Consider the following 17,377-nt stretch of genomic DNA (forward strand, 5'->3'; position numbering starts at 1 on the left):
ATTAGGTGCAGCGGGACGTTGTCGCCCCGCTGCCCCGGATTCAAATACGCCGTGCGGCGTAACGCTTGAGCATGCTTGGAACATCGAGAATCAGCGCAATGCGGCCGTCACCGGTAATGGTGGCGCCGGACATGCCCGGGGTTCCCTGCAGCATTTTGCCCAATGGCTTGATGACCACTTCTTCCTGGCCGACCAGTTGATCGACGACGAAGCCGATCCGCTGGGTGCCCACCGAAAGGATCACCACATGGCCTTCGCGCTGCTCTTCGTGAGCGGCGGAGCTGACCAGCCAGCGCTTGAGGTAGAACAATGGCAGCGCCTTGTCCCGCACGATCACCACTTCCTGGCCGTCCACCACGTTGGTGGTCGACAGGTCGAGGTGGAAGATTTCGTTGACGTTCACCAGCGGGAACGCGAACGCCTGGTTGCCGAGCATCACCATCAGAGTCGGCATGATCGCCAGCGTCAGCGGCACCTTGATGACGATTTTCGAGCCGGCGCCCTTGGTCGAGTAGATGTTGATCGAACCGTTGAGCTGGGAAATCTTGGTCTTCACCACGTCCATGCCGACACCACGGCCGGACACGTCGGAGATCTCGGTCTTGGTCGAGAAACCCGGGGCGAAGATCAGGTTGTAGCACTCGGTGTCGCTCAGGCGATCGGCGGCATCCTTGTCCATCACACCGCGTTTCACGGCGATGGCGCGCAGGACGTTCGGGTCCATGCCTTTGCCGTCGTCGGAGATCGACAACAGGATGTGGTCGCCTTCCTGCTCGGCCGCCAGGATCACCTTGCCGCCACGGGCCTTGCCCGAGGCTTCGCGTTCTTCCGGCGACTCGATGCCGTGGTCGACCGCGTTGCGCACCAAGTGGACCAGCGGGTCGGCCAGTGCCTCGACGAGGTTCTTGTCGAGGTCGGTCTCTTCGCCCACCAGCTCCAGGTTGATCTCTTTCTTGAGCTGACGCGCGAGGTCGCGAACCAGTCGCGGGAAGCGGCCGAAGACTTTCTTGATCGGCTGCATCCGGGTCTTCATTACCGCGGTCTGCAGGTCGGCGGTGACCACGTCGAGGTTCGACACGGCCTTCTGCATCGACTCGTCGCCGCTGTTCAGGCCCAGGCGCACCAGACGGTTACGCACCAGCACCAGCTCGCCAACCATGTTCATGATTTCGTCGAGACGTGCGGTGTCCACACGCACGGTAGTCTCGGCTTCGCTCGCCGGTTTTTCCGGTGGCGGAGTCGCCGGCGCACGGGCCGGAGCGGGTGCCGCAGCGGCAGCCGGTTTGGCCGGTTCGGCTTTGGGCTCAGGCGCTTTTGCAGCGGGTTTTGCCGCAGCGGCTGGCGTCTTCGCAGCCGGCGTCGCAACCGCCGAAGCATTGCCGGCCGTCACGACGGCACCGGTGGCGACGTCAGTGAACTTGCCTTTGCCATGCAGATCGTCGAGCAGCGATTCGAACTCGTGATCGGTGATCAGATCGCTACCGGCTGCAGCCGCTGCCGGGGCAGCATTTGCATTCGCAGGGACGGACGCAATCGCCGACTCCAGCGCATCGACGGCAAAGTTGCCCTTGCCATGCAACTGATCGAGCAAGGCTTCGAATTCGTCGTCGGTGATGTCCGAGCTGTCACCCGCCGCCGGAGCCGCAGGCGCAGCGGCAGCCGGTGCCACGGCGTCGGCCGCGAACTGACCCTTGCCGTGCAACTGGTCGAGCAGCGACTCGAACTCGGCGTCGGTGATTTCATCGCTGGCCGCCTCATCGGAAACAGGCGCAGCGGCAGCCGCCGGGGCTTCGGCTTCGGCCTTGACGGCGTTCAGCGAGTCCAGCAGCTGTTCAAATTCGTTATCGGTGATGTCGCCGGAGTCGCCGGTTTCGTTTTCAACGACCAGCTCTTCGATCATCTCGGCCACGGGCGAAGCCGGAGCTTCATCCGCCGATTGCGGTTCGGCCAGGCGCGCCAGGGCGGCCAGCAGTTCCGGGGTTGCAGCGGTAATCGGGCTGCGATCGCGGACTTCGCTGAACATGCTGTTCACCGCGTCCAGCGCTTCGAGCACCACGTCCATCAGTTCTGCATCTACGCGACGCTCACCCTTGCGCAGGATGTCGAACACGTTTTCGGCGATGTGACAGCACTCCACCAGCTCGTTGAGCTGAAGGAAGCCGGCGCCCCCTTTTACAGTGTGGAAACCGCGAAAAATTGCGTTGAGCAGATCTGCGTCATCCGGGCGGCTTTCCAGCTCGACCAGTTGTTCGGACAGTTGCTCAAGAATCTCGCCGGCCTCAACCAGGAAATCCTGAAGGATCTCTTCATCGGCGCCGAAGCTCATTAATGGGGTGCTCCTACAGGTCTAAAAACCCAGAAAACTAAAATCCAAGGCTGGATAGCAAATCGTCCACATCGTCCTGACCGGACACAACGTCTTCTCGTTTATCGGCATGAATCTGCGGACCTTCACCCTGCGAGAGATGTTTTTGTGGATCTTTTTCAGCGAGCATCGCCGCACGGTCATGTTCGATGCCCGCGAAGCGGTCAACCTGACTGGCCATAAGGACGAGTTTGAGCAGATTGCTTTCGACTTCGGTGACCAGTTGGGTCACGCGCTTGATCACCTGACCGGTGAGGTCCTGGTAATCCTGGGCCAGCAGGATGTCGTTGAGGTTGCTCGACACCGCGCGGTTGTCCGCGCTGCTGCGTGACAGAAAACCGTCGACCCGACGCGCCAGTTCGCGGAACTCTTCAGCCCCGACTTCGCGGCGCATGAAACGTCCCCAGTCGGCACTCAACGCCTGGGCTTCATCAGCCAGACCATTGACCACCGGCGTGGCGCTTTCCACCAGATCCATGGTGCGGTTGGCCGCAGCTTCGGTCAGCTTGACCACATAGCCCAGGCGCTCGGTCGCATCAGTGATCTGCGACACTTCCTCGGCCTGCGGCATGTGCGGGTCGATCTGGAAGTTAACGATTGCACTGTGCAGTTCGCGCGTGAGCTTGCCGACTTCCTGGTACAGGCCACGGTCACGGGTCTGATTGAGCTCATGGATCAGTTGCACAGCGTCGCCGAACCTGCCTTTTTCGAGGCTTTCGACCAGTTCGACCGCGTGTTTTTTCAGCGTCGACTCGAAGTCGCCCTGTGAAGATTCTTTATGCTCCATAGCTCCCCCGCGCGTCATCAGCCGATGCGTTCGAAAATCTTCTCGATTTTTTCTTTCAGCGCCTGAGCCGTGAAAGGTTTGACCACGTAGCCGTTAACGCCGGCCTGGGCCGCTTCGATGATCTGCTCGCGCTTGGCTTCAGCGGTCACCATCAGCACCGGCAGGTGCTTGAGTTTTTCATCGGCGCGCACGTGACGCAGCAGGTCGATACCGGTCATGCCGGGCATGTTCCAGTCGGTCACCAGAAAGTCGATGCTGCCGCTGTTGAGCACCGGAATGGCAGTGGTGCCATCGTCGGCTTCAACGGTGTTGGTGAACCCGAGGTCACGCAACAGGTTCTTGATGATCCGCCGCATCGTTGAGAAGTCATCAACGATGAGGATTTTCATGTCTTTGTTCAATTCGACCTCCAAGCAGTCTTAAACGCGTCCAGCACCTGAACGCGCCATTTCAATCAATCCGGCAAAGCACTCGATGACTGTCTGGAGCACAACAGAGCAAGACCGGTGCCGTTCACCACCGCACCAGCCTCGTTCGCAGTGTCCCCACACTGCCTTCAGCGCGCTCGCCACTCCCCCAAACGCCCCCGCAAGCGGGCCGCGCACTGGCTGTGTAACTGGCTGACCCGCGATTCACTGACGCCAAGGACTTCACCGATTTCCTTGAGGTTCAGTTCTTCGTCGTAGTACAGCGCCAACACCAGTCGCTCACGCTCCGGCAAATTGGCAATCGCGTCCGCCAGCGCCGCCTGGAAGCGTTCATCTTCCAGATCGCGTGACGGCTCAAGATGAGCACTGGCGCCATCCTCGTGCAGCCCTTCGTGTTCGCCGTCCTGCAACAGGTCGTCGAAACTGAACAGTCGGCTGCCCAGGGTGTCGTTCAAAATCCCGTAGTAATCGTCGAGACTCAACTGGAGTTCGGCCGCAACCTCGTGATCTTTAGCGTCACGGCCGGTTTTAGCTTCAATCGAGCGAATCGCGTCGCTGACCATACGGGTATTGCGGTGAACCGAGCGCGGTGCCCAGTCCCCCTTGCGGACTTCATCGAGCATCGCGCCGCGGATCCGGATGCCCGCGTACGTTTCGAAACTGGCGCCCTTGCTGGCGTCGTATTTGGTCGAGACTTCGAGCAGGCCGATCATCCCGGCCTGGATCAGGTCTTCGACCTGCACACTGGCCGGCAACCGCGCCAGCAAGTGGTAGGCGATGCGTTTGACCAGCGGCGCGTAACGCTCGATCAGCTCGTACTGCGCGTCACGCGCCGACTTTTTGTAAAGGTTCATACCGCTGGCGGTCATAGCACAGGTCCTGCCGTTTGCTGCACGAGGCGCTCGACGAAAAATTCGAGATGGCCGCGCGGGTTGGCGGGCAGCGGCCAGGTGTCGACCTTTTGCGCGATCGCCTTGAATGCCAGTGCGCACTTGGAACGCGGGAAGGCTTCATAGACCGCACGCTGCTTCTGCACCGCCTTGCGCACGCTTTCGTCGTAAGGCACCGCACCGACGTATTGTAAGGCGACGTCGAGGAAGCGATCCGTGACCTTGGTCAACTTCGCGAACAGGTTGCGACCTTCCTGCGGGCTCTGGGCCATGTTGGCCAGGACGCGGAAGCGGTTCATGCCGTAATCGCGGTTGAGCAGCTTGATCAGCGCGTAGGCGTCGGTGATCGAGGTCGGCTCGTCGCAGACCACCAGCAACACTTCTTGCGCAGCGCGAACGAAACTGACTACCGAGTCACCAATACCCGCAGCGGTGTCGATCACCAGCACGTCGAGATTGTCGCCGATATCACTGAATGCCTGGATGAGGCCGGCATGCTGGGCCGGGCTCAGGTGAACCATGCTTTGCGTGCCGGAAGCGGCCGGCACTATGCGGATCCCGCCGGGACCTTGCAACAGCACGTCGCGCAGTTCGCAGCGACCCTCGATCACATCGGCCAGAGTACGTTTGGGCGTCAGGCCCAGCAGAACGTCGACGTTCGCCAGACCCAGGTCGGCATCCAGCAGCATGACCCGACGGCCAAGCTCTGCCAGCGCCAGGGACAAGTTCACTGACACGTTAGTCTTGCCGACGCCACCTTTGCCGCCGGTCACCGCGATCACCTGTACGGGATGCATGCTGCCCATGTTATTTCTTTACCTTGTCTTGCATAGACGGAGGCCACATTACTGGCTGCGCGTTCACAACCGGAACAATGCGTGGCAGACCATCGATGTAGGTACAAAAACTGTTCATTACCTCAGCCAACCTGCTTGGTCGGGCTGTGGTAGATATCAGCGAACATGTCAGCCATGGCTTCTTCGCTGGGTTCTTCCTGCATTTGCACGCTGACGGCGCGGCTGACCAATTGATGACGGCGCGGCAGATGCAGATCATCCGGAATCCGCGGGCCGTCGGTCAGGTAGGCGACCGGCAGTTCATGACTGATCGCCAGGCTCAGCACTTCGCCAAGGCTGGCCGTCTCATCCAGTTTAGTCAGGATGCACCCGGCGAGCCCGCAACGCTTGTAACTGTGATAAGCGGCGGTTAGAACCTGTTTCTGGCTGGTGGTTGCCAGCACCAGATAATTTTTCGACCGAATGCCACGACCGGCCAGACTTTCCAGCTGCATGCGCAGTGCCGGATCGCTGGCCTGCAGGCCGGCGGTATCGATCAGCACCACGCGTTTGCGCAGCAGTGGATCCAGCGCCTGCACCAGGGACTGGCCCGGGTCGACGTGGGTCACCGACACATTGAGGATCCGGCCCAGGGTTTTCAACTGTTCCTGAGCACCGATGCGGAAACTGTCCATGCTCACCAGCGCAATGTTCTGTGCGCCGTACTTGAGCACATAACGGGCAGCGAGCTTGGCGAGGGTGGTGGTCTTGCCCATGCCGGCCGGGCCGACCATGGCAATCACACCGCCCTCTTCCAGCGGCTCGACTTCCGGTGTGGCGATCATCCGCGCCAGGTGCGCGAGCAACATGCGCCAGGCCTGACGAGGTTCTTCGATATCGCTGGTCAGCGCCAGCAGGTCGCGGGACAACGGGCCGGACAGGCCGATGCGTTGCAGACGACGATAGAGGTTCGCCTGAGCCGGACGGCTGCCTTGCAGCTGATTCCAGGCCAGGGTGCCGAGCTGCACTTCCATCAGCTCGCGCAGGCTGTTGAGTTCGAAACGCATCGAGTCCAGCGCACGCGGATCGACACCAGCGGCAGCCGGCGCAGGTGCCGGGGCTGGACGGGCCGGTGCGGCGTACGTCGGCTCTGTCAGAGGCTCGGCAGCCGTCAACGGCAGGCCGGCGGTCAATGGCAGACCGGAGAACAACTGGCGATTGGTGTTGCCGTCGGCCTCACCACGCATGCTCAGCTCGGCCTGGGCGGTGACGATGCGCGACTGGGTCTTGCGCAGCTCGTCTTCGAGTTCCATGTTCGGAACCCGTGGCGCCAGCGCCGACAGTTTGTAATCCAGCGCCGCCGTCAGCTCGACGCCGCCGGCAATGCGGCGGTTGCCAATGATGGCGGCATCAGCGCCCAGCTCATCACGAACCAGCTTCATGGCCTGACGCATATCGGCGGCGAAAAAACGCTTAACTTGCATAAACCACTACCTCAGCCGTTGGGCCCTACTGTCGCAACGATGGTCACTTGCTTGTTGTCCGGAATTTCCTGGTAGGCCAGCACATGCAGTCCGGGAACTGCCAGGCGACCAAAGCGCGAGAGCATCGCGCGAACCGGGCCTGCTACCAACAGGATCACCGGCTGACCTTGCATTTCCTGACGCTGCGCCGCTTCGATGAGCGAACGTTGCAGCTTCTCGGCCATGCTTGGCTCCAGCAGAACGCCCTCTTCCGAGCCTTGTCCTGCCTTCTGCAGACTATTGAGCAATATTTGTTCCAACCTTGGCTCCAGCGTGATGACTGGCAGCTCGGACTCAGTCCCTACAATGCTTTGGACGATTGCACGGGATACGCCAACACGCACAGCGGCCACCAAAGCGGCGGTATCTTGACTCTTGGCGGCATTGTTGGCGATGGCTTCGGCAATGCTGCGGATGTCGCGCACCGGCACGTGTTCGGCCAGCAGCGCCTGCAACACTTTCAACAGCTGCGACAACGTGACCACACCCGGCACCAGTTCTTCCGCCAGTTTCGGCGAGCTCTTGGCCAGCAATTGCATGAGTTGCTGCACTTCTTCGTGACCGATCAGCTCGCTGGAGTGCTTGTACAGAATCTGGTTCAAGTGGGTGGCGACCACGGTGCTGGCGTCCACCACGGTGTAACCGAGCGATTGCGCCTGGGCGCGCTGGCTGACTTCGATCCACACCGCCTCCAGGCCGAAAGCCGGATCTTTGGCGGTAATACCGTTGAGCGCGCCGTAGACCTGCCCCGGGTTGATCGCCAGTTCACGATCCGGGTAGATCTCGGCTTCGGCCAGAATCACGCCCATCAGGGTCAGGCGGTAGGCGCTCGGTGCCAGGTCGAGGTTGTCGCGGATGTGCACGGTCGGCATCAGGAAGCCCAGATCCTGCGAGAGCTTCTTGCGCACGCCCTTGATCCGCGCCAGCAACTGACCGCCCTGGTTGCGGTCCACCAGCGGAATCAGGCGATAGCCGACTTCCAGGCCGATCATGTCGATGGGCGTCACGTCGTCCCAGCCCAGTTCCTTGGTTTCCATGGCGCGGGCCGGCGACGGCAGCAGTTCCTGCTGACGCTTGACCTCTTCCAGCGCCTGCACCTTGGCCACGTTCTGCTTCTTCCAGAACAGGTAAGCACCACCGGCGGCCAGTGCGGCCATGGTCAGGAACGAGAAGTGCGGCATGCCCGGCACCAGGCCCATGACCGCCATCAGACCGGCCGCCACCGCCAGCGCTTTCGGCGAGGCGAACATCTGGCGATTGATCTGCTTGCCCATGTCTTCCGAACCGGAAGCACGGGTCACCATGATCGCTGCAGCTGTAGATAACAACAGTGATGGCAATTGCGCCACTAAACCGTCACCGATGGTCAGCAAGGCGTACACCTTGCCGGCGTCAGCGAAGGACATGTTGTGCTGGAAAATACCGACGGCCATGCCGCCGATGAGGTTGATGAACAGAATCAGCAGGCCGGCGATGGCGTCACCGCGCACGAACTTGCTGGCACCGTCCATCGAACCGTAGAACTCTGCTTCCTGGGCCACTTCCTGACGGCGGGCCTTGGCCTGGGTCTGGTCGATCAGGCCGGCGTTGAGGTCGGCGTCGATGGCCATTTGTTTGCCGGGCATCGCATCGAGGGTGAAGCGCGCGCTCACCTCGGAAATCCGCCCGGCACCCTTGGTCACCACGACGAAGTTGATGATCATCAAAATCGCGAAGACCACGATACCGACCACGTAGTTACCGCCGATCACCACCTCACCGAAGGCCTGGATCACCTTACCGGCAGCGGCGTGGCCGTCCTGACCGTGGAGCATCACCACCCGCGTCGACGCTACGTTCAGCGCCAGCCGCAACAGCGTCGCCACCAGCAGGATCGTCGGAAACACCGCGAAATCCAGCGGCCGCAAGGCGTACACGCAGACCAGCAGCACGACGATCGACAGGGCAATGTTGAAGGTGAAGAACACGTCGAGCAGGAACGGCGGCACCGGCAACATCATCATCGCCAGCATGACCAGCAGCAACAGCGGCACACCCAGATTGCCCCGACTGAGATCGGCAATGTTCGAGCGAGCACTGTTGATTAACTGAGAGCGATCCACCGGTTTTCCCCGTTCCTTTAAAGCAAACTTTTGACGCCCGGAGCGGGCGCACGGCGGCTACTGCAAGAAGCCTTCCAACTTTTGCACCGAAAAAAAGATCACCGTAGAAAGGCGCTATTTTGCTTTGAATGTCGTGCCAATCACCGCTTGTCGGCACCTGTCAGATCTGACAGGTGTGGGGTCTGTATTTCAGCGATTAAATGGCACCTGACCGTTCCGACCACGCAGGAGCCTCATTCATGACCGCCTCGACCCCACCGGACAACACCGTTCTCGTTCTCTATCCGCCATCCGTCAATGGCCAGACCACGCCCGTAGAAGGTGCGCATATCGGAGTGCCCCTGGTCGCCTATGATCTGGTCACCGATGGTGAAGGCGCTGTCGTTCTCGTCGATCCGCCGTCGTCGGGCACCATGGATCCCGGGGACGTCATGGAGCTTTGGCTTGAGGGGGAACAGGCTGCACTGGACAGCAAAACCATCGTCGATCCGAACGCGCGTACCACACTGCGCATTCCCAAGGGTCGACTACACCCGGACCGGATCAACATGCTGTATTACACGGTCAGGCGTGGAAGCAGCAATTTAGGGACGTCCACACCCCCGCTCGAAATACTCTATAACCGCATCCGCCCCGGCCTGAAGGATCGCCTGACCGATCCCGGTGGCCACTCTGAACTCAAGCTCCTTCTGCCTGACGAGTTCAAGAACGGCGTCGGCCCGGATTTCGTCAGCGCCGAAGTGTGTGTGGCCTATCCATATTGCCGGGCGTATGACCTCATCACCCTCAAATGCAATGGCGAACTGCTGGAGCCCAAGCCCAGGGTCAATCCGAATCAGGCGCCACAACCGCCGAATCCCGGTGACGAAGACCCCATCACCATTTGTTTCACCGTTACCCGCGCGTATCTGGATAAGGCGAAACGTCAGGACAAGAAACTGCATTTTTCCTACACCGTCACCGATCAGCTTGGCAACGGTCCGGACACCGATGCTCCGTGGTCGCCGGTGCAGACGGTGGATGAGGACCTGGATGGCAAGCGTCTGCCGATGGCGATCCTGCTGGAGCGGATGGAGGATTATCCCGGCGACGACGCCGAGGAAATCGATCTGGAGAAACTGGCGGGCAAGCCATTGCTGCTGGTGGTCCTGACGATAGATCAGCGTTTTGTCGCGGGCTATGAAGTCATCGCGACGTACACAGCGAAAAACACGGGGCAACCCGCAGATGTGGTGGTAACCGTCAGCGGCAAAGTCGAAGCGGATCCGTTCGGGCAGAAGAAACCCTGCATCCTTGAAGTGCCGAACAACAAGATCTTTGCCGGTAGCAACGTCATCGTGACTTACGAACTGCGCAAGCCGAACGGTGATCTGGTGGGCAGCTCCAGACCGGCGACCGGCACCGTAACAGGATCGACTCCGGAGGATTTGCTACCGCCATTTCTGGTGGCTCCGGCCGCCAACCCTATCGATGTGTTGGCCTATCTGAATGGAGTGACAGTACGCATCGAACACCTGCAGGCGCGGGACGGCGACCGGGCACGACTGGTGGAGATCAATCCACCAGCGGGCTCGCCGCAGTTTCCGCTGGTGGCGTTCAACAGCAACAAGCGAGTGAACACCGTATTGAGCCCTGCATTTCTTGCCGCGCGGCATGGTCAGGATATTGAGGTTCGATGGAATTTGAATCGTTATGGGGGACAGGCGGGAAAATCGAAAGCGATGAAATTCAGCGTGATGGAGATTGCTAACGAAGATCCACGACTGCCAACTCCGGAAGTACCCCAAGCAACGGATGAAGGCTATTTGATTCTCTATAGTTTCAAGGATGACGCCCAAGTCAGGGTAGCACCATGGACAGGCATGCTGGCAGGCCAAAAGGCCGACTTGAAGGCATACGGTTTTAAGGATGACGACTCAGCCCATACCATTTCTCTATTAAGCAGCCACACCGTCACAGACGACGACCTAATTAATGGGTTGAAGGCCGATTTATTAAGGAACGAACTCATTCAACTAAAACACAACAGCGAATTAACAATAGCAGCCAAAATAAACTTCGCACCAAACGGAAACTTTATAAAGGAGGTAGCATGCCCAAAACGCTTGCTAAAATTCCTAAAACAAAAAACAGCTTCAGGATCTGAAACATGGGAACAAAGAGCGCCGCAAGTATTTAGACAAAACACCCCTGTAAAACTTGCAAACGGGTTCACGGTACATGTCATTAGAGAAAAGCCTAACTCACCATATTATGTGCAAATACTTCATGCCCCTACAGGTTTCCCGCCGAGCTTCGGCTCCAAGGTACTGCTTGCAGACGGGACCTCACTATTCAGACTAGAACTCGATGGAGTAGCACAAAAGGTGAAACTAGAGTTCAGTGCCGTGCACGTATTCGGTACGGAATTAAAATTCTGCAATTCAAACGGAGAAACATTGCACCGCGTGCAAATCCCAGTAACTGCCAACCCACATATTTATACATCTTCGTACACAGCACCAATTGGAAAACACATCGTCTACGTAGAGATATTAGTAGGCCCAGAAAACGATGGCGGAATTTGGATTGACAATATTGAATATGAGTAAAATTTTTTTCAATCAAATGAAAATTAGCTAGAAAAAATAGAGAGCAACGAGGACGTATTTATTTACCAGCTAGCTCGCTCCCACAGGGAAATGCATTCCAAATGTGGGAGCGAGCTTGCTCGCGAAGGGGGACGATAAATCAGCACCCAGTGTCTTTTAAACTCAGGCGTTTAAAAGACACCTCAAGACACGCCTTGGAGGCTACGAATCCTTGCGCCATTGCCTACAGCTACGCCAGAATCCGCCGGCTTGTGCGCCTTGGGGTCGGGTTTTATTGTGGGTCGGTCGCTGACGAATCAGCGATCGGGTTTAGCGACTCGCTCAGATTAAAGGTGCACCAGCGTTCCAGGCTTCGTTGCGGATCTGTATGTCTGCGATTTCGTTATGGTGGCTGTATGCGGGAGACCCTCGGGTCTGCCGGGTGCCTTTGACCGGTTCGCTAACCTGCGTACAGCCGCCACCTTCCTGTTTAGCGACTGGATCTGGCGGCTCCACCCCAAAGGAGCTTCACCATGATCAAACCAACACCCAACCCACCCGAAACCGATCCCGCCTCGCCCTACGAATCCCTCGACTCCAGAAAGCTTCACGAAGCCGCCGACCGCGCCCTCGATCACTATCTCTGCCCGCCCGGCGCCACGCCACCGCCACGCAGAACCCGCCGGATGTTTGCCGTCACCGCAGACTTCAAAAACGAAGAGCTGCTGGTCGAGCTCTGCGAAACCCTCGCCTCCGCCAGAACCATCGCCAATGACTTCGCCCACCTCATGCCCGCCTCCCAGCGCAGAACGCTGACGGGTATCGGGCAACTGATCATGCTCGGGGAGCTGGCTGCGAATCGGGTGCTGAATAATCTGGAGCTACAACCGTCGCAAACCTCTGCGTAAAGGGTTGAGAAATGCGTCGTGGCGGCCTCAACGCCAACGCAGGTCATCAGGCATAAAAAAACCGCCTTCGGACTCAACCGGAAGGCGGTTTTTTGTTTCATCAAGAATCGCGCCGCAGATCCGGCGGAATCGGCAGGTCGTCCTTGAGCGGCTCCGGGAACTTGCCCTTGCCCGCGCGGTGCTGGCGGATCTGGTAGACGTAGGCCAGTACCTGAGCGACCGCCAGGTACAGGCCGCCGGGGATCTCTTCTTCCAGCTCGGTGGAGTAGTAGATCGAACGCGCCAGGGCCGGCGATTCGAGCAGCATGACTTCGTTGGCCACGGCGATTTCGCGGATCTTCAGCGCCAGGAAGTCGCTGCCCTTGGCCAGCAGCACCGGCGCCCCGCCCTTCTCCGAGTCGTACTTGAGCGCAACGGCGTAGTGGGTCGGGTTGGTGATGACCACGTCGGCATCCGGAATCGCCGCCATCATCCGCCGCTGCGACATTTCGCGCTGGACCTGACGGATCCGCTGCTTGACCTCCGGCCGGCCTTCCTGGTCCTTGTGCTCGTCGCGCACTTCCTGCTTGGTCATCTTGAGCTTTTTGATGCTCTCCCAGATCTGCACGGGTACATCGACGGCCGCGATGATGATCAATCCGCAGGCCATCCACAGCGTGCTCCAGCCCACCACTTGCAGGCTGTGAATGATGGCCCGGTCCATCGGTTCATGGGCGATGCGCAGCAGGTCGTCGACATCCCCGGACAGCACCACCAGCGCCACGGCCAGAATGATCAGGAATTTGGCCAGCGCCTTGAGCAGCTCGATCACCGACTTCGCGGAGAACATGCGCTTGAGGCCGGAGGCGGGATTCATCCGGCTGAACTTGGGCGCCAGGGAGCCGGCGGCGAACAGCCAGCCACCGAGGGCGATCGGCCCGAGAAACGCCGCCAGCAGCAACGTGATCATGATCGGCTGAATCGCCACCAGCGCAGTGAGGCCGGAATTCATCAGGAACTTGCCCATGGCGCCCTGATCCATGATTACTTCCCGCGACAGCGTGAAGTTCATGCGCATCAGTTCCATCAGGTCCTGCGCGAGCATGCCGCCGAACACCAGCAGCGCGCCGGAACCGGCAAGCATGATCGCCAGGGTGTTGAGCTCCTTGGAGCGCGCAATCTCGCCCTTTTCCCGGGAGTCCTTCTTGCGCTTCTCCGTGGGGTCTTCTGTCTTGTCCTGACCGCTCTCGCTCTCTGCCATGACTCAGCGCGCCTGTGCCAGTTCGCGTAGCAGCTGCAAGGCCTCGACGGCCAGCGGCTGATACTGGTTGAGAATGTCCGCCAGACCGACCCAGACAATGAACAGGCCGAGCACGAGGGTCAGCGGGAAACCGATGGAGAAGATGTTCAGTTGCGGCGCCGCCCGGGTCATCACGCCGAACGCAATGTTGACCACCAGCAGCGCAGTGACCGCCGGCAGCACCAGCATCAATGCCGCACCGAGCACCCAACCGAGCTTGCCGGCCAGCTCCCAGTAATGCGCGGTCATCAGGCCTGCACCGACCGGCAGCGTGGTGAAGCTTTCAGTCAGCACCTCGAAGACCACGAGGTGACCGTTCATGCCGAGGAACAGCAGCGTCACCAGCATGGTGAAGAACTGCCCGATCACCGCCACCGACACGCCGTTGGTGGGGTCGATCATCGAGGCGAAGCCCATGCCCATCTGGATTGCAACGATCTGACCCGCGATCACGAACGCCTGGAAGAACAGCTGCAAGGAGAAGCCCAGCACGGCACCGACCAGAATCTGCTCGGAGATCAACAACAAGCCGCTGAGATCGAGAGGACTGACCGCCGGCATGGGCGGCAGGTTGGGCGAGATCACCACGGTGATCGCCAGTGCGAGATACAGGCGGATGCGCTTGGGAACCAGCGTGGTGCCGAAGACCGGCATCACCATCAGCATCGAGCCGATGCGAAACAGCGGCAACATGAACGTCGCCACCCAGGTGCTGATCTGGGTGTCGGTCAACTGAAGCAGCGACTGCATGGCCTAGCCGATGACCAGCGGAATGTTTTTGTACAGCTGGATGATGTATTCCATGAAGGTCTGGATGATCCACGGACCGCCGACGATCAGGGTCACCAGCATCACCAGCAGACGCGGCAGAAAGCTCAGGGTCTGTTCGTTGATCTGCGTCGCCGCCTGGAACATCGACACCAGCAGGCCCACCAGCAGACTCGGGACCACCAGGATCGCGACCATCATCGTGGTCAGCCACAAGGCTTCGCGAAAGATGTCGACCGCTACTTCTGGGGTCATGGCGAAACACCTCCGAAACTGCTGGCCAGGGTGCCGATGATCAGCGCCCATCCGTCAACCAGCACGAACAGCATGATCTTGAACGGCAGGGAAATGATCAGCGGCGACAGCATCATCATACCCATCGCCATCAGCACACTGGCCACGACCAGGTCGATGATCAGGAACGGGATGAAGATCATGAAGCCGATCTGGAACGCGGTTTTCAGCTCGGACGTAACGAACGCCGGCACCAGAATGGTCAGCGGCGCCTGATCCGGCGTCGCGATGTCGGTGCGCTTGGACAGGCGCATGAACAGCTCCAGATCGCTGGAGCGCGTCTGCGCGAGCATGAAGTCCTTGATCGGCACCTGGGCCTTTTCCACCGCTTGCTGGGCGGTGAGTTTCTCCGCCAGATACGGTTGCAGAGCATCGTTGTTCACCCGGTCGAACACCGGCGCCATGATGAACAGGGTCAGGAACAGCGCCATGCCGGTGAGGATCTGGTTCGACGGCGTCTGTTGCAGGCCGAGGGCCTGACGCAGGATCGAGAAGACGATGATGATCCGGGTGAAGCTGGTCATCAGGATGACGGCGGCCGGGATGAAGCTCAGCGCCGTCATGATCAGCAGGATCTGCAGGCTGACCGAATACTCCTGCGCCCCGTTGGCGTTGGTGCCCAGGGTGACCGCCGGGATCGACAACGGATCGGCGGCGAACGCCAGTGGCGCGGCCAACATCAGGGCCAGGGTCAAGACGATGCGCAACGCACCCATTACTTCTTATCCTTCTGATCCTTGCCGAGGATCTTCAACAGATGCTGGGCAAATTCCGGAGTCGCTTTTTCGGAGGTGGCCGGGACGTCCACCGGCTCCTTGAGTACGTGCAGCGCGGTGATCGTGCCAGGGCTCAGACCAAGCAGGATCTGCTCGTTGCCGACCTGCACCAGCATCAAGCGGTCACGCGGACCGAGCGCCCGGGAACCGATCAGTTCGATCACATGGCCCTTGCCCGCCGGCCCTGCGTTCTGCACCCGGCGCAGCAGCCAGGCGAGGAAGAAGATCAACCCCAGCACCAGCAGCAGGCCGAACACCAGTTGCGTCAATTGACCGGCGACGCCACTGCTGACCGCCGGAGCAATCGTGGGCGCCGCAGGAGCCGCCGCAGCAGCAGTCACGGCTGCAGGCTCGGCGGCCATGACCGTCAATGGCAGCGCCAGCACCGCGGCCAGCAAGGAACCCAGAACCTTTTTCACTCAGCGCAGCTTCTTGATGCGTTCGCTTGGGCTGATCACGTCGGTCAGGCGGATGCCGAACTTTTCGTTGACCACAACCACTTCGCCGTGAGCGATGAGGGTGCCGTTGACCAGCACGTCCAGCGGCTCACCGGCCAGACGGTCAAGCTCGATCACCGAACCCTGGTTGAGTTGCAGCAGGTTGCGGATGTTGATGTCGGTGCTGCCCACTTCCATCGAGATCGACACCGGGATGTCGAGAATCACGTCCAGATTCGGACCGTCCAGACTGACCGGCTCGTTGCTCTTCGGCACGCTGCCGAACTCTTCCATCGGCAGACGGTTGGAGCTCGCAACGCCAGCGTCGGCGGCCAGCAGCGCGTCGATGTCGGCCTGCCCGGCTTCACCGGTTTCTTCCAGGGCGGCAGCCCACTCGTCGGCCAGTGCCTGATCGTCCTGGGCGTTCATTTCGTCGTTCATCATTTGTCCTCGGCGGGCAACAATTCAGTTAAAGGCGTAAGGGGTGTTGCGCCGCTTCAGCGACGCTCGATCGGCTCGATGACTTGCAACGCGAGGTTGCCTTTGTGCGAGCCCATCTTGACCTTGAAGGCCGGCACGCCGTTGGCGCGCATGATCATGTCTTCCGGCATCTCGACCGGGATCACGTCACCCGGCTGCATGTGCAGGATGTCGCGCAGTTTCAGCTGGCGGCGAGCCACGGTGGCGCCGATCGGCACGTCAACATCCAGCACGTCCTGGCGCAGGGCGTTGACCCAGCGCTCGTCCTGGTCGTCGAGGTCCGACTGGAAACCGGCGTCGAGCATTTCGCGCACCGGCTCGATCATCGAGTACGGCATGGTCACGTGCAGGTCGCCGCCACCGCCGTCGAGTTCGATGTGGAACGTGGAGACCACGATCGCTTCGCTCGGGCCGACGATGTTGGCCATGGCCGGGTTCACTTCCGAGTTGATGTACTCGAAGTTGACTTCCATGATCGCCTGCCAGGCTTCTTTCAGGTCGACGAACGCCTGCTCCAGCACCATGCGCACCACGCGCAGTTCGGTCGGGGTGAATTCACGCCCTTCGATCTTGGCGTGACGGCCGTCGCCGCCGAAGAAGTTGTCCACCAGCTTGAACACCAGTTTGGCGTCGAGGATGAACAGCGCGGTGCCGCGCAGGGGTTTGATCTTGACCAGGTTCAGACTGGTCGGTACGTACAGCGAGTGCACGTATTCGCCGAACTTCATCACCTGCACGCCACCGACGGCAACGTCCGCCGAGCGGCGCAGCATGTTGAACATGCTGATGCGGGTGTAGCGGGCAAAACGCTCGTTGATCATCTCCAGAGTCGGCATGCGTCCACGGACGATGCGATCCTGGCTGGTCAGGTCGTAGCTTTTGACACTGCCGGGTTCGGCAGCGTTATCGGTCTGTACCAGACCATCGTCGACGCCATGCAACAGCGCGTCGATTTCATCCTGGGACAGCAGATCCTGCACGGCCATGTCGTGTT

16 protein-coding genes are annotated in these 17,377 nt (G+C 60.0%); 2 read left to right on the top strand and 14 right to left on the bottom strand.

Annotation, left to right across the window (positions count from 1 at the left end; genetic code table 11):
- Positions 1-40: 40 nt before the first annotated feature.
- From ACKLNA_RS25765 to flhA, 7 genes are all read right to left on the bottom strand, one after another.
- A complete protein-coding gene (locus tag ACKLNA_RS25765) occupies positions 41-2,326 on the bottom strand; it encodes a chemotaxis protein CheA (protein ID WP_408987507.1) in 2,286 nt (761 codons plus the stop codon).
- 37 nt (positions 2,327-2,363) lie between these two features.
- Positions 2,364-3,152, bottom strand: coding sequence for a protein phosphatase CheZ (locus ACKLNA_RS25770; protein WP_085710486.1), 789 nt, complete (start codon positions 3,150-3,152; stop codon positions 2,364-2,366).
- Between the two features lie 17 nt (positions 3,153-3,169).
- Positions 3,170-3,541, bottom strand: a complete 372-nt coding sequence (locus tag ACKLNA_RS25775; RefSeq protein ID WP_003183998.1) for a chemotaxis response regulator CheY — start codon at positions 3,539-3,541, stop codon at positions 3,170-3,172.
- Between the two features lie 167 nt (positions 3,542-3,708).
- A complete protein-coding gene (gene fliA, locus ACKLNA_RS25780; protein ID WP_007951959.1) occupies positions 3,709-4,449 on the bottom strand; it encodes an RNA polymerase sigma factor FliA in 741 nt (246 codons plus the stop codon).
- Positions 4,446-5,276, bottom strand: coding sequence for a flagellar synthesis regulator FleN (fleN, locus tag ACKLNA_RS25785; RefSeq protein WP_003222917.1), 831 nt, complete (start codon positions 5,274-5,276; stop codon positions 4,446-4,448). Before fleN ends, fliA begins: the two co-directional genes overlap by 4 nt.
- Positions 5,277-5,389: 113 nt before the next feature.
- Complete coding sequence (gene flhF / locus ACKLNA_RS25790) at positions 5,390-6,730, bottom strand: flagellar biosynthesis protein FlhF (protein ID WP_085710485.1); 1,341 nt, start codon at positions 6,728-6,730, stop codon at positions 5,390-5,392.
- Between the two features lie 11 nt (positions 6,731-6,741).
- Entirely contained in the window at positions 6,742-8,871 is a 2,130-nt protein-coding gene (gene flhA / locus ACKLNA_RS25795; RefSeq protein ID WP_408987508.1) for a flagellar biosynthesis protein FlhA, read from the bottom strand.
- Between the two features lie 239 nt (positions 8,872-9,110).
- Here flhA and ACKLNA_RS25800 point away from each other — a divergent pair, with 239 nt between their 5' ends.
- Both ACKLNA_RS25800 and ACKLNA_RS25805 read left to right on the top strand, forming a co-directional pair.
- Entirely contained in the window at positions 9,111-11,462 is a 2,352-nt protein-coding gene (locus ACKLNA_RS25800) for a hypothetical protein (protein ID WP_408987509.1), read from the top strand.
- 512 nt (positions 11,463-11,974) lie between these two features.
- A complete protein-coding gene (locus tag ACKLNA_RS25805; RefSeq protein ID WP_408987510.1) occupies positions 11,975-12,349 on the top strand; it encodes a DUF6124 family protein in 375 nt (124 codons plus the stop codon).
- A 100-nt stretch (positions 12,350-12,449) separates the two neighbouring features.
- Here ACKLNA_RS25805 and flhB read toward each other — a convergent pair whose 3' ends face one another.
- The 7 genes from flhB to fliM are packed head-to-tail and all read right to left on the bottom strand — an operon-like array spanning position 12,450 to position 17,369.
- On the bottom strand, positions 12,450-13,589 hold the full coding sequence (flhB, locus tag ACKLNA_RS25810; protein WP_408987511.1) for a flagellar biosynthesis protein FlhB: 1,140 nt from the start codon (positions 13,587-13,589) through the stop codon (positions 12,450-12,452).
- Positions 13,590-13,592: 3 nt separating this feature from the next.
- Positions 13,593-14,378, bottom strand: coding sequence for a flagellar biosynthetic protein FliR (gene fliR / locus ACKLNA_RS25815; protein ID WP_408987512.1), 786 nt, complete (start codon positions 14,376-14,378; stop codon positions 13,593-13,595).
- Positions 14,379-14,381: 3 nt separating this feature from the next.
- On the bottom strand, positions 14,382-14,651 hold the full coding sequence (gene fliQ / locus ACKLNA_RS25820; RefSeq protein WP_085710476.1) for a flagellar biosynthesis protein FliQ: 270 nt from the start codon (positions 14,649-14,651) through the stop codon (positions 14,382-14,384).
- Positions 14,648-15,406: a flagellar type III secretion system pore protein FliP gene (fliP, locus tag ACKLNA_RS25825; RefSeq protein ID WP_085710474.1), complete on the bottom strand. Its 759-nt coding sequence runs from the start codon at positions 15,404-15,406 to the stop codon at positions 14,648-14,650. The genes fliQ and fliP overlap by 4 nt, the downstream gene beginning before the upstream one ends.
- Positions 15,406-15,828: a flagellar biosynthetic protein FliO gene (gene fliO / locus ACKLNA_RS25830; RefSeq protein ID WP_408987537.1), complete on the bottom strand. Its 423-nt coding sequence runs from the start codon at positions 15,826-15,828 to the stop codon at positions 15,406-15,408. Before fliO ends, fliP begins: the two co-directional genes overlap by 1 nt.
- 57 nt (positions 15,829-15,885) lie before the next feature.
- Positions 15,886-16,344: a flagellar motor switch protein FliN gene (fliN, locus tag ACKLNA_RS25835; RefSeq protein WP_408987513.1), complete on the bottom strand. Its 459-nt coding sequence runs from the start codon at positions 16,342-16,344 to the stop codon at positions 15,886-15,888.
- Positions 16,345-16,400: 56 nt separating this feature from the next.
- Positions 16,401-17,369, bottom strand: coding sequence for a flagellar motor switch protein FliM (gene fliM, locus ACKLNA_RS25840; protein WP_003222890.1), 969 nt, complete (start codon positions 17,367-17,369; stop codon positions 16,401-16,403).
- Positions 17,370-17,377 lie beyond the last annotated feature (8 nt).

It is taken from the genome of Pseudomonas sp. UV AK001, assembly GCF_046097675.1.
Lineage (GTDB): Bacteria > Pseudomonadota > Gammaproteobacteria > Pseudomonadales > Pseudomonadaceae > Aquipseudomonas > Aquipseudomonas kribbensis.